Source organism: Terribacillus sp. 7520-G (assembly GCF_002271665.1).
Lineage (GTDB): Bacteria > Bacillota > Bacilli > Bacillales > Amphibacillaceae > Terribacillus.
Window position 1 is genome coordinate 35,675 of the sequence record NZ_NQFP01000044.1, and the last position, 13,124, is coordinate 48,798.

The following is a 13,124-nucleotide window of genomic DNA, read 5'->3' on the forward strand; positions in this document are numbered from 1 at the left end:
ACAGATTACATAAAGGAGCATGGTTCATGTATAACATATTGATCGGTACAACCGTCAAACAAGATCCCGCCATATTAACTGCCTACTTAGATTCCCTCAAAAATCTGCAATCAAAGGACATATCCATTTCCTATTGTTTCATCGATGATAATGACGAGCCCGAATCCAGTTCTTTACTTCATGATTTTGCCGCAAAAAATGGCGCTGTCATCCTGCCATCCGAAACAGCCGATACATACCATAAGGATGAGCATACACATTACTGGACGGAAGCCCTGATTTGGAAAGTGGCTGCACTGAAGAATAAGCTCATTTCCTATGCGATCGAGCAGAAAATGGATTATATCTTTTTCGTCGATTCCGATATCGTTCTGCACCCAGCCACCTTGAAGCAATTACTGGCAAATCGGAAAGATATCATCTCCTGTATTTTTTGGACAGAGTGGCAGCCTGGCACGCAAGCATTGCCGCAAGTATGGCTGAAGGATGAATATGATCAATTCCTGAAGCACCGGGGAGAATCATTATCCGAGGAAGAACGGATGGGCCGGCATCAAAAATTCCTTGAACAGATGCAGCAGCCTGGACTATACGAAGTCGGCGGCCTCGGTGCTTGTACATTGATCAGCAGGGAAGCATTGGAAAAAGGTGTTCACTTCGGGGAAATCCCGAACCTCTCCTTTTGGGGGGAAGATCGCCACTTCTGCATCCGTGCTGCCGCACTCGGCATCCCCTTGTATGTGGATACACATTACCCAGCGTTCCATCTTTACCGAAAAGCCGATCTAGCGAAGCTCCCCGCCTTCCGATGGGAGAATGAATGGCCCGGTTATAATGTTCGGGTCGCGAAAACCAGCGGTAATACACTCACTTTATCCATGATCGTCAAAAATGAAGCCGATCGATTTTTGGAACATTCCCTGCGTTCTTCCCTGCCAGCGGTGGATCAAGCTGTCATCATCGATGATCATAGCTCAGATGATACGAAGACCATTTGCCGCAAGCTTTGCGAGGAATACGATGTCCCGCTGAAATTGATTGAAAATCCTGCATCCACATTCAGCAATGAAGTGAAGCTTCGGAAACAGCAGTGGCAGGAAACCATTGCTGTCAAACCTGATTGGATTCTTAATCTCGATGCTGATGAAGTACTGGATGACACCTTTCTTACGGAAAAAGACCAGCTGCTGAACCAAGCTGGCCTCGACCTTTATTCCTTCCGTCTATATGATTTCTGGGATGAAGAACACTATCGGGAAGATCAGTATTGGCAGGCCCATTTGTTCTATCGCCCCTTCCTGCTGCGCCATCAGCCGGCATTTCCTTACAAGTGGCTGGACACCCCGCTGCATTGCGGGCGCTTCCCGGAGAATATCTTTCAGCTGCCCAACAGTCTCAGCACCGTACGCATCAAGCATTTTGGCTGGGCCAGAACGGAAGATCGTATACGGAAATACGAGCGTTACCGCAAGCAGGATCCCCAAGCTCTCTACGGTCAGAAAGAGCAATATGAAAGTATCCTTGATCCCCATCCAAACCTGATCAAGTGGACGGAGGTTTCTTCTTCCGAAAAATAGCCCGGTAGCAATACAGCCGTCCCCATTGGTCATCGAACAATGCACCTGCAGGCATTTCCGAATGGACCGGACCGGCATATTCAAATCCAGCAAGTTCAGCCAATGTTTCGAGGATGCCAATATCGACGGTTGGATAATCGAATGTCAAAATAACATGCCCCTCCGGCTTCAGCGTGCGGCTGAATTGCTCCCAAGCGCGCTTTTGCACACTTACGTCCAGATGCTCCATTACCGAGATACAAAAAATCTTATCGAAAAAAGCATCTTCATACGGCAAGGATGTCAAATCTGCCTGGGTGCGATGAATTGCCCGAAGCAGTCCTTCTGGCAGGCGAGCAGCTTCCTCAGGACCGAAATCATTGATCACATCATTCAGGATCGCTTGATCATCTGTTATCCTGCCATCTATATCACATGCATAGACTGTTTTAGCTGAGGCCGCTAAATGAAACTTGAATGGATGACTGATTCCGGAAGCAGCATCCAATACGATATCATCTGCTTCCACAAAAGAAGCTGCCCATTCATATTCATAGCTGCGGCTCCACCAAGCATCCGGTAATTTCAGCACGAAATCACGTGCCGCTTGATCATCATGCTTGAAAAATCTTGAAGTCCATGCCTCTGTCAACATGCTTCAACCCCTTTTTTAAAATACGTGACGTGTAGTACAACGTATTCCGCGGGATGGGCATGTATGCTTTCTTTCTCCTTACTTAACGGAACCGGGTATCTCAGCCCGGCTTATTCATTCATCATAGAGAATCGATTTGACATCGGCATCCTCGAGATAATCCTCATACTTTTCATGGTCTTCATTCACACCATCATAATGTCCGTCCATATCTGCCAAGAGAAAATTCTCGATATCCTGTGCTCCTCCTGTCTCTTCATCTGAGTTCACTGCCATATAATCATAATCCTTTTCTGCATTCACAAAATCGGAGGGTGTCTCCGACGAGCCGTACGCTTGCAGATCCTGCAAGGTATCCTCTCCGTCATAAAAGGTGTGCTCTGTATCTTCCTCATCATCTTTCCCTTCAAGGTCCTCGAGCCGAGGATGAATGACAGCTTCCTCTGCCGGTCTGTCATGCAGCGTCATTCGCTGCGGTTTATATTCCGCAAGCGTTTCTGCCGTCGGCATCGCCAGCAGCCGTTCTTCCGGGATTGGCTTTCCTGAAATCTTACAGATACCATAGGTTCCATCTTCTATTCGGCCGAGTGCGGCTTTGATATCCTGCAGCTCTTGCTCCAAATGATCATTCAAGGCGATATCCTTCTCCCGCTCGTATAATTCCGTTGCTGTATCACCGGGATGGTTATCATAGTTGCTTAACTCACCCATGGCATCCTTCGTATAGGACATCTCGGTGCCAAAATGGTCCTTCAGCGCCTGCTTCAATTCCTGCATACGATTTTCCAGCATTTCCTTACAGGCATTCAATGTTTGTTGTCTGACCATGCACTTTCCTCCTGTTCATTTCCTGCTGCCACTTAGTATGCGACAGAAAACCCATCTCTATTAAGACAGCACTTATTGTATAATCAGGAAAATGGAGGCGAAGCCTATGCAAACCCGAAAATTGTATCTGCTCGGAGGAAACACATCCCAGGAAGAAGCCAATGTACACTTTGCCCAAGCAGCAGGCGGTCCAAAAGCGTATATTGCCCTATTGATCGTCTATCGGGAAGGCTGGGAAGCTTTCCTGCCGCGTTATACAATCCACTGGACCGCCCAAGGCGTCCGAGAGGATAATATTGCCGTTATCGTACCCGATGAGACGGGGTATTTAGATACCGAAAAGGCAGCGAATATAATAAAAAATGCCACCGGTGTCTTCATAGGAGGCGGACATTCCGAAACATACTATTCCCGCTATACGAAGCAGCCCTTCAAGCAGCTGCTGACAGAAAAATATCATGCCGGCATACCGCTGGCAGGGAATAGCGCGGGAGCCTTGATCATGCCTGAAACTGTTTTACTCTCCCCGCATGATACAGACCATCAGCAAGCTTGGAGCGGACCTGGTCTTGGTCTCCTTCAAAACCAGCTGATCAGTGTCCACTTCTCCCAATGGCAGGATGAGCCGAACCTCCTTGCCGGTCTGAATCAGCATAATATCCCCCTCGGATATGGCATAGATGAGGACGCCTGTTTATATCTTGAGAACGAGCTGCCTGCAGCAGTCTTCGGGAACGAACAAGTGAAATGCATAGAAAAAGGGACCCTGTGAATAGGGTCCCTTTTTTCTATTAGTTGGATGTAGAACGCAAATAGTAAGATGTCTTGATTCCGGAGTCCCAAACAGCCATATGCAAATCAAGCAAATCTTTTGCTTTGATGGAGTTCGGTACATACATATTGAAAGAAATTGCCTGGTCGATATGCTTTTGGCGCGCTGCGTTCTGCTTCACGCTCCATTGCTGATCGATTTCATAAGCGGATTTATAGAAACGGTCCGTATCCTCATTCAAATCAGGTGCAGTGACAGGGATTTTATAATCCTTCTTCTCTTCGGAATAGAACTTGCTGAAAATCGGATCTGTAGTCGCAGTGCTTCCAGCAATCAGTGCAGTGGAAGAGTTCGGCGCCACTGCCATTAAATAAGCATTGCGCATGCCGTTTTCCTTCACTTGCTCCTTCAGGCCTTTCCAGTCAAGCTCGGAATCACCAGTGGTATAGCCTTTGTTGTCGAAGTAGCTGCCGTCTGCCCATTCAGAACCTTCGAAAATAGGATATGCACCTTTTTCTTTCGCGATTTCCATACTGGATTTGATAGTCAGGTAAGCGATTTTCTCGTAAAGCTCATCTGCATATGCAACAGCCTCATCACTTTCCCAATCGATCTGTTTCAAAGCAAGCAAATGATGCCAGCCGAATGTTCCGAGTCCGATGGCACGATATTTCTGATTCGTGAGCTGCGCTTGCAGGACAGGGATCGTATTCAAATCGATGACGTTATCCAGCATGCGGACTTGAATCGGAATCAAACGCTCCAACACGTCCTCTGTAACTGCTTTTGCCAAAGAGATGGAAGATAGGTTGCATACGACGAAATCCCCCGGCTCTTTCGTGATGATGATCTTGCCGTCCTTTGTTGTCTGTTCCGTCATGAGCGTCGGGCTCTGGTTCTGCATGATTTCCGTGCATAGGTTGCTGGAATAAATCATGCCTGCATGCTTGTTGGCATTTTGACGGTTGACTTCATCACGATAGAACATGAATGGACCACCTGTTTCCAGCTGGCTGCGCAGGATGCGCTTCATCACATTGATTGCCGGTACCTCTTCTTTATGCAAGTCCGGATTCTCCACACACGCCCAGTACTTCTCACGGAAAGATCCTTCGCCTCTTGTTTCATCATAGAAATCTTCCAAGGAGAAGCCCATCACGCGGCGGACTTCATGCGGGTCGAACAGATACCAATTACCCCGTGCTTGCACTTGTTCCATGAAGATATCAGGCAGGCAGACACCTGTGAATAAATCGTGTGTACGCTGACGTTCATCACCATTATTCAGTTTCGCATCAAGGAATGGGAAGATATCCTTATGCCAAATATCAAGATACGTGGCAATAGCACCTTTGCGCTGACCAAGCTGATCGACGCTGACCGCCGTATTGTTCAGCTGTTTCATCCACGGAAGCACACCAGAAGAAGCACCTTCAAAGCCTTTGATGGCACTGCCCCGGCTGCGGATCTTACCTAGATAGACCCCGATACCGCCGCCGTTCTTGGATAAGTTGGCAATATCTGTGTTGCTGTCGAAGATACCCTGCAGACTGTCATCGACTGTATCGATGAAGCAGCTGGAAAGCTGACCGTAGCTCTTGCCTGAATTGGACAGAGTTGGCGTGGCAACCGTCATATAAAGGTTGCTCAATGCCCAGTAAGCTTCTGCAACAAGCTCTTTCCGGGATTCCTCAGGCTCCTTGCTCATGATGGTCATGGCGATGATCATGAATCTTTCCTGCGGCAGCTCGTATGTACCGCCTTTGTGATCAGTCGCCAAATAACGATCTGCAAGTGTACGCAAGCCGATATAGGTGAACAAACCATCTTTTTTATGATCGATCAAGCTGTTGTAGTAGTTGATTTCCTCTTCACTGTATGTGTCGAGAAGGAATTTGTTGTAGATACCGATTTCAGTCAATTGCTGAATCAAGCTGTAGAAGGATCCATACTTATCTTCGAAATTATATCCTCTGTTTTGTGACGCTTGGAAATAAAGCTGTTCCAGGTATAGGCTGGCTGCGATATATGTCCATTGCGGCTCTTCTTCATCCAGCTGTGCCAAGCCTTCCAAGATCAGCTGGTTCAACCATTCCTTTTCCGATGACCACGCCTTTTGTTCCATCAGGCGCTCGCCATATTGCACCAAATGCTTGGCATCAGCCGGCGCAAAGCGTGATTCGAGCACGGATGCCACATGCTCTTTCCAATTGACTGTCTGTGTCGTATCTAACATGTTGAAACTTCCTCCTCCAAAAAATACAGGTGTAATAGTAAGTACTTCTTTTTCCCCTAAACGCACAAAGTGAGCAACTACCAGGAAGCTGTCTCTTCTGCCCGCCCTACTAGATACAGTAGTAGCATAGATCAGAATCGACAAATAAAAAGTGTCACAGAACACTGTCTATCAGGCTGATGAAGCGATTTCCCCATCCACCTGTCGATACCCGGCTTGCTCGCCTTCGAAACTATATATAGTAGTAATTCATGTCTGAACTAACAAGATGTTGTATAAATGACTTTACCATACATCCCTCACTCTTTCAATCGCTACTTTCTGCCGCAGTCATATTTCACAATCTATCTTAGAATAAAAACTGCCATCTTTCGAGGTTTTTCGCTGTCGAAAAATTGTTTGTGATTTTCACCCAAAATATCTCCATCACTCGACATTCCAGCTGCTAAGCGGTACGATGAAAACAGAATCGAAGGAGGGATAATATGGGGACAATCAAAAAGGTCGGATTCATCGGTACAGGCGTCATGGGGAAAAGCATGAGCCGCAATTTGATGCAGGCTGGTTTTGAGCTGGCAGTCTACACAAGGACGAAGGCAAAAGCAGAAGAATTGATCGATGCAGGAGCCGTTTGGCACGATACACCTGCAAGTCTAGCTGCAAGTGTGGATGCCATCATCACAATGGTCGGCTATCCCAGTGATGTGCAGGAAGTTTACTTTGGCGAAAACGGGATTCTCCAGCACGCCAAGCCCGGTACATACGTGATCGATATGACGACTTCCAAACCGGCCCTTGCGGAGGAAATTCATGCTGCAGCAAAAGATAAAGGGCTCTTTGCTTTGGATGCTCCCGTTTCAGGCGGAGATGTCGGCGCCAAAAACGGGAAACTCGCCATCATGGTCGGCGGCGACGAAGATGCATTCCAAGCCGCACTGCCGCTTTTCGAAGCAATGGGGGAAAATATCATCCTCCAAGGTCCCGCCGGCTCCGGACAGCATACGAAGCTGATCAACCAGGTGACGATCGCTAGCAATATGGTCGGTGTTTGTGAAGCTATTGCCTATGCAGAATACGCTGGCATGGATCCATCAAAGGTGCTTCAATCGATTACGACGGGCGCTGCCGGCAGTTTCAGCCTGAGCAATCTTGCTCCCCGGATGATCAGGGGGGATTATGATCCAGGCTTCTATGTAAAGCACTTTATCAAGGACATGAAGCTTGCCTTGGAAGCCGCCCGGGAAATGGGCTTGATGACCCCAGGATTGGAATTGAGCCTTTCCTTGTATGAACGCCTGGCAGCAAACGGCGACGAAGACCTCGGCACACAAGCTTTGATCAAGCTATTCACGAAGAAAGCATAAGCAAAGAGGCCAGGAAACTGGCCTCTTTATACAAGTATATACAGCAAAAGCGGCAAGGTGATGAGACTGAGAAGTGTGCTGATCATGGTCGCACTTGATACATAAGCAGGCTTGGCACCGAATTCAAGCGCATAAAGCGTCGTATTTGCAGCAGTTGGCATTGCGGCTACCAAAATCATGATCTGTTTCACCATGTCATCCACAGGGAGGAATAAGGTGAAAAGATAAGCAATCGCAGGAGAGATGAGCAGTTTCAGCACGAGCGCATAAGTAAGGCGCTCATATTCAAAGGATTTCAATGAAATATTGGCCAGCTGCATACCAAGCACGATCATGACGGTAGGGATTGCTGCATCAGCTACGAGATGGATGGCTTCGGTGACCGGTCCGCTGAGCGGTATGGATGAGACTTGAAACAAAATACCGAGCAGAGCCCCATAAATGATCGGTATTTTCAAGACGGACAAGAGGGTGCCGCGGAGCGATAATACGGCGCCGCCTCCCTTGGCAGCAACGAATACGCCGATTGTAACCATGACGAGCTGCTGCAATACAAGCAGGATGACCGCATAATCAAAGCCCGCCGCCCCGAAAACGAACAGCACGAGCGGTGTTCCGTAATTTCCATTGTTCATGAAAGAAGCCCCAAGCATAAGGCTGTATGTATCCTGTCGATCGTATCCACGCAGCAAACTGATGATATAACAAATCAATAAAAGCGCAAGACAGATCCCGACTACGAAAATGGCAAGGTAGATATAATCCACACTCATGCGATTCTCATAAAAAGTTTGAAAAGCCAATACCGGCGACAGCAGATAAACCGACATCTTCGAAATGCTTCTGATGTCGAATTTCAACAGTTTTTGTCCAATGAAACCAAGAAGGAAAATGCCGAAAATCGGCAAAAGTGTCAATATGTAAGCCAAAGACTATCATCCTATCACATTATTTATGATTTCAGAAACTCTATCTTCCCTTCTCCGATCCGAGCAATCCGGGCAAGGGACACGACATCGATTCCCAACTCCTCCAAACGCTTCCGTCCATTCTGGAAGCTTTTCTCGATTACGATCCCGATACCTGCTACTTCAGCACCAGCTTGTTCTAAAATACTGATCAATCCAGCTGCAGCTTCCCCATTCGCAAGAAAATCATCGATGATGAGCACATGATCCTCTGATGATAATCTATCTTTTGAAATCGTCACATCCGAGTAGACTTGCTTCGTGAACGAATAGACGGATTCACAGTACACATCACCCTTCATCGTCAGCGATTTCTGCTTTTTCGCATAAACAACCGGGACGTTGAAGGCCAAACCAGTCATCAGCGCCGGTGCAATACCGCCTGATTCGATTGTTACAATCTTTGTCACTGGTTTGTGCCTGAAATTCCGCTGGAACTCCTTCCCTATTTCATAAAGGAGGGACGTATCCATTTCATGATTCAAAAAGCTATCCACTTTAACGATTGTGTCCCCAATGATGGTGCCTCTTTCCAGAATTGCTTTTTCGAGCAGTTCCATCTATCGTTTCCCCTTCCTTTCTTCTGCAGCCGAAGCGACAACGAAAGCCAAATCATCATTACCGAAAAATTGCAGCACTTCCACAACCATATCATCCGAAATATCGGATGCCTCCTCCTTGGGCAGAACTTCATCCAAAGCCTCCAGCAATGCTTCATTTTTCCCTTGATCCGGATAGGCTTGTCCGTACAAGGAAACAGCATCCAAACCTTGATTCGCGCACCACTGGGTAAATATCCGTATCATCATCCGCTCATCTTCCTGGTACTTTTCGATGATCTTTTTGGACAGCTCCTCTTGGCTCATCAGCAGTCACACCTCCTGAAAATGATAAAAGACGCATCCTGGAAAAATCCAGAATGCGCCTCTGTCGTCGTATGATATATTACAGACGAGTTACGTTAGCAGCTTGTGGGCCGCGGTTGCCTTCAACGATTTCGAATTCAACTTCTTGACCTTCGTCAAGAGTTTTGAAGCCGTCAGCTTGGATAGCAGAGAAGTGTACGAATACGTCGTCACCGTCTTCTCTTTCGATGAAACCAAAACCTTTGTCTGCGTTAAACCATTTTACTTTTCCAGTCATTTAAATGACCTCCTTACAATAGAAGTACAAAAGTACAGGTATTGAATCGTTATACCTTTACACCACTTATTGTGAAAGAGATCGTAAAGATTATTCAACCGTTTCCTTTTGCTCTTTAAGAGTACCCTTTTTTCAATAAGAATGCAAGTCAATTCTAACTTTTTCTCCAAATTAAATTCAGAATGAGACCTACGCCCTATAAAAACGCTTACATCATTGGCTTTGTAAGCGGAATCCGCTTTCATAAAGACGTAATTAGACCTGTGACCATTGGCATTTATTACAAGTTATTTTTCGGAAAACATGTGATTTCCCTTCCATTTTCTCCATCGGTTTTCTTTTCCATACCCGATTTCTAGAAGGAATATTCCAGTTGACAGTCCTTACCCCTTTTTTTATAGTGACTATAGCTTTTGTGAAAGAATAAACGTAATGAAAGGGGTGGCAGCATGATTAAGACGTATCTTTATGATCATAAAACAGACTCGATGCATACGAATATTTCATTGCAGGACAGCAATAGGCATTTGGAGGATCCCGATAATCTGCTATGGATTGATGCCTATGATGTGAAATCCCATGAATTGCATGAGCTGGCGGGGATATTCGATTTCCACCCGCTGGCAATCGAGGACTGCCTGCATGACAGCCCGCGCGCAAAGGTTGATGATTATGATGCATACAAATTTTTCGTCTTCCATGCCCTGCGTTACAACGAGGAAAGTGACAACGAAATCACGACGCTTGAGCTGAATGTCTTTTTAGGACCCAATTATGTCGTTACCATCCACAAGCATAAGCTGCGCTGGCTCGGCCAGATGGATGCCATCTGCTCCCGCTCCTCCCGCTTCATGAATCAAGGGGCCGACTTCCTGCTATATGCACTCGCGGATGGCATCACGGATGAATACTTCCCTGTCCTGGATCGGATCGGCATCCGGATCGAAGAGCTTGAAGATGAGATGTACAGTGAAGGAGTCAAAGAGGTAACCGAAGAGTTCCTTGCCTTGAAACGGACGATCATTCTGATCAGGCGGGTGATTCTCCCGCAGCGGCGTATTTTCCTGAATGTGAACGGCAAATGGAAATTCGATATCCAGGAAGAGAATGTGCCCTTCTATACGGACTTGATCGATCACCTGGAACGTATCGTCGACTCCACCGAGACTTTCCGTGATTTGGTGAATAGTGCATTGGATACGTATTATTCCATCATCAGCGCCAAGTCGACGGAAAAACTGAACTTCCTGACGATCATTTCCACCGTCATGCTACCGCTCACATTCGTGACCGGATTTTTCGGGATGAATCTCCCTATACCATTCCAAGACAGCCCTTGGACAACAGCAGGGGTCACCGTCCTTCTTGTACTGATCACTTTTGGCATGTGGTATTATTTCAAAAACAAATTGTTTTAATTTCCATTTGTACTGGAATTCCATACGTGTTAAAATATTTGATTGCAAGAGTATGAATAACGACATCCCCTAAATTTGTATCTTGCAAATATAAATGACAGGTGGAAAAAAAGATGAGCGACTATCGAGTATTATTGTATTACAACTATGTAGATATTGAAGATCCGGAAGCTTTCGCTAAAGAACATTTGGAGAAATGCAAGGAGCTCGGACTGAAAGGCCGTATCCTTGTTGCCAAAGAAGGTATCAATGGCACTTGCTCCGGCACAGTCGAACAGACACAGGCTTATATGGACATGATGCATGCGAAACCAGGTTTTGAAGATATGATCTTTAAAATCGATGAGGCAGATGGACATGCTTTCAAGAAAATGCATGTACGCCACCGCCCTGAATTGGTGACGCTGCGTCTTGAAGATGATATAGACCCTCGCGAGGTCACAGGTGAATACCTGTCTCCGAAGGAATTTTATGAAGCGATGCAGGACGAGAACACCGTTGTCCTTGATGCCCGTAATGATTATGAATACGATCTTGGCCACTTCCGCGGCGCGATCCGTCCTGACATCGAGACATTCCGCGACCTGCCGAACTGGGTCCGCGAAAACAAAGACAAATTGGAAGGCAAACGCGTATTGACATATTGCACAGGCGGTATCCGCTGCGAGAAATTCTCCGGCTGGCTCGTACGCGAGGGCTTTGAGGATGTTGCCCAACTGCATGGCGGTATTGCCACTTACGGAAAAGATCCCGAAGTACAAGGTAAACTCTGGGACGGCAGAATGTATGTATTCGATTCCCGCATTTCCGTACCGGTCAACCAAACAGAGCATGTTGTCGTAGGTAAGGATTACTTCGACGGCAAACCTTGTGAACGTTATGTGAATTGTGCAGATCCTTCCTGCAACCGCCAGTTCCTTTGCTCGGAAGAAAACGAGCATAAGTATCTTCGCGGCTGCTCCGACAGCTGCCGCCGTTCCCCGCGTAACATGTACGTGGCAGAACACGGCTTGACTCCGGAAGAAGTGGAAGAACGCCTTGCAAAACTTGAGGACGAAAAAGTAGCAAACTGATGGATAAGGATGTAAAGCCAGCACAGGCTTTACATCCTTTTTCATTGTTGTGGAAGTCAGCTGAAAACAAACATTCGCTTTATTAGGAAAAAGCCGCACAGCATCAACTGTGCGGCTTTTTCCATTCCAGGAATTCGAGGCGGTTGCCAAAGGGATCGTCCACATAGATTCGATCTGCACCGGGCAAATCCTCATCATCGATAAAGTCCACGCTATGGTCACTCAAGTGACGCCGTAGCGATGCGAGTCCTTCGACCTCAAAAGCCGGATGGGCTTTTCGTGCAGGGGAAAAAGGTTCTTCCACACCCATGTGAACAGTAATTGCGTTGCAGCTGAACCAAACACCGCCTCTTGCCTGCAATGTGGCAGGCTTTTCAATTTCCTCAAAATCAAGGACATCCACAAAGAACTGCCTTGCTTGGTCTTCACTGCCGCGAGGACAGGCAAGCTGCACATGATCCAGCTGTTTCAGGAAAAATTCCATTGGATAACCCCCTTTCCCTATATTCTACCATTGAAAATTTGGATTGTTATCGCTTATTTACGGTTTATGCTACATTGGAGATGCAAGCAGAGGAGGAAGCCGATATGACAGTATACGATTATTCAGCAGTTACCTTAGAGGGAAAACAAGTCAGTCTCAGCGATTATGCAGGCAAGGTGCTCGTCATTGTGAATACAGCAAGTAAATGCGGTTTTGCACCCCAATTGGAACAGCTTCAGGAGTTATATAAAGATTATCAAGAAAAGGGCCTGGTCATCCTCGGCTTTCCGAGTAATCAATTCATGAATCAGGAACCCGGCAGCAGTGAAGAAATCGCAGCTGTTTGCCAGCGCAATTACGGCGTCAGCTTCCCGATGTTTGAAAAAGTGAAGGTGAACGGCCCTGAGGCCCACCCGCTTTATAAGCACCTGACCAGTCAGGCAGGCGGACTATTTTCCAAAAGCATCAAATGGAATTTCACAAAGTTCCTCGTCGATGCGGAAGGAAATGTCGTCGAGCGCTTTGCTCCCAAGACCAGTCCGATGGATATGAAACCAGCCATCGAGAAACTGCTCGACCAAGCACAAATGAGCAGATGACATACCTGGTCATGTTTAGGTTATGAAC

General features: G+C 46.8%; 14 protein-coding genes. 6 read left to right on the forward strand and 8 right to left on the reverse strand.

The genetic code is table 11. The annotated features are described in order from the left end of the window. The first annotated feature begins 26 nt into the window (after positions 1 to 26). A complete protein-coding gene (locus CHH53_RS14980) occupies positions 27 to 1,577 on the forward strand; it encodes a glycosyltransferase (RefSeq protein WP_095216940.1) in 1,551 nt (516 codons plus the stop codon). On the opposite strand, the gene CHH53_RS14985 is transcribed toward CHH53_RS14980, so the two are convergent. Together CHH53_RS14985 and CHH53_RS14990 are read right to left on the reverse strand one after the other, a co-directional pair. Further along, positions 1,543 to 2,211 (reverse strand): class I SAM-dependent methyltransferase, encoded by a 669-nt coding sequence (locus CHH53_RS14985; RefSeq protein WP_095216941.1) that lies wholly within the window; start codon positions 2,209 to 2,211, stop codon positions 1,543 to 1,545. The two genes, CHH53_RS14980 and CHH53_RS14985, sit on opposite strands and share 35 nt — an antisense overlap. Before the next feature lie 114 nt (positions 2,212 to 2,325). Next, the gene (locus CHH53_RS14990; protein WP_095216942.1) at positions 2,326 to 3,039 is read right to left on the reverse strand and encodes a TraR/DksA C4-type zinc finger protein; all 714 of its coding nucleotides are present in this window, start codon (positions 3,037 to 3,039) and stop codon (positions 2,326 to 2,328) included. A gap of 106 nt (positions 3,040 to 3,145) precedes the next feature. Between CHH53_RS14990 and CHH53_RS14995 the strand changes: the two genes are divergently transcribed. Beyond that, a complete protein-coding gene (locus CHH53_RS14995; protein WP_158221578.1) occupies positions 3,146 to 3,811 on the forward strand; it encodes a Type 1 glutamine amidotransferase-like domain-containing protein in 666 nt (221 codons plus the stop codon). Positions 3,812 to 3,830: 19 nt separating this feature from the next. On the opposite strand, the gene CHH53_RS15000 is transcribed toward CHH53_RS14995, so the two are convergent. Next, a complete protein-coding gene (locus tag CHH53_RS15000; RefSeq protein WP_095216944.1) occupies positions 3,831 to 6,047 on the reverse strand; it encodes a ribonucleoside-diphosphate reductase subunit alpha in 2,217 nt (738 codons plus the stop codon). A 485-nt stretch (positions 6,048 to 6,532) separates the two neighbouring features. Here CHH53_RS15000 and CHH53_RS15005 point away from each other — a divergent pair, with 485 nt between their 5' ends. Further along, positions 6,533 to 7,411: an NAD(P)-dependent oxidoreductase gene (locus CHH53_RS15005; RefSeq protein WP_095216945.1), complete on the forward strand. Its 879-nt coding sequence runs from the start codon at positions 6,533 to 6,535 to the stop codon at positions 7,409 to 7,411. A 26-nt stretch (positions 7,412 to 7,437) separates the two neighbouring features. Here CHH53_RS15005 and CHH53_RS15010 read toward each other — a convergent pair whose 3' ends face one another. The 4 genes from CHH53_RS15010 to CHH53_RS15025 form a co-directional block, all read right to left on the reverse strand. Then, positions 7,438 to 8,340 carry an AEC family transporter gene (locus CHH53_RS15010; protein WP_095216946.1) on the reverse strand — a complete coding sequence of 301 codons (903 nt, stop codon included), beginning with the start codon at positions 8,338 to 8,340 and terminating at the stop codon, positions 7,438 to 7,440. A gap of 23 nt (positions 8,341 to 8,363) precedes the next feature. Beyond that, positions 8,364 to 8,939, reverse strand: a complete 576-nt coding sequence (locus CHH53_RS15015; protein WP_095216947.1) for a xanthine phosphoribosyltransferase — start codon at positions 8,937 to 8,939, stop codon at positions 8,364 to 8,366. Beyond that, on the reverse strand, positions 8,940 to 9,245 hold the full coding sequence (locus CHH53_RS15020; RefSeq protein ID WP_095216948.1) for a hypothetical protein: 306 nt from the start codon (positions 9,243 to 9,245) through the stop codon (positions 8,940 to 8,942). Positions 9,246 to 9,324: 79 nt separating this feature from the next. Beyond that, positions 9,325 to 9,522 carry a cold shock domain-containing protein gene (locus CHH53_RS15025; protein WP_077305238.1) on the reverse strand — a complete coding sequence of 66 codons (198 nt, stop codon included), beginning with the start codon at positions 9,520 to 9,522 and terminating at the stop codon, positions 9,325 to 9,327. A 449-nt stretch (positions 9,523 to 9,971) separates the two neighbouring features. Here CHH53_RS15025 and corA point away from each other — a divergent pair, with 449 nt between their 5' ends. Both corA and trhO read left to right on the forward strand, forming a co-directional pair. After that, positions 9,972 to 10,940 carry a magnesium/cobalt transporter CorA gene (gene corA / locus CHH53_RS15030; protein WP_095216949.1) on the forward strand — a complete coding sequence of 323 codons (969 nt, stop codon included), beginning with the start codon at positions 9,972 to 9,974 and terminating at the stop codon, positions 10,938 to 10,940. A 113-nt stretch (positions 10,941 to 11,053) separates the two neighbouring features. Next, positions 11,054 to 12,013, forward strand: a complete 960-nt coding sequence (trhO, locus tag CHH53_RS15035; protein ID WP_095216950.1) for an oxygen-dependent tRNA uridine(34) hydroxylase TrhO — start codon at positions 11,054 to 11,056, stop codon at positions 12,011 to 12,013. A gap of 103 nt (positions 12,014 to 12,116) precedes the next feature. Here trhO and CHH53_RS15040 read toward each other — a convergent pair whose 3' ends face one another. After that, the gene (locus CHH53_RS15040; RefSeq protein WP_095216951.1) at positions 12,117 to 12,497 is read right to left on the reverse strand and encodes a VOC family protein; all 381 of its coding nucleotides are present in this window, start codon (positions 12,495 to 12,497) and stop codon (positions 12,117 to 12,119) included. 104 nt (positions 12,498 to 12,601) lie between these two features. Here CHH53_RS15040 and CHH53_RS15045 point away from each other — a divergent pair, with 104 nt between their 5' ends. Then, entirely contained in the window at positions 12,602 to 13,096 is a 495-nt protein-coding gene (locus CHH53_RS15045) for a glutathione peroxidase (protein WP_095216957.1), read from the forward strand. Positions 13,097 to 13,124: the final 28 nt, after the last annotated feature.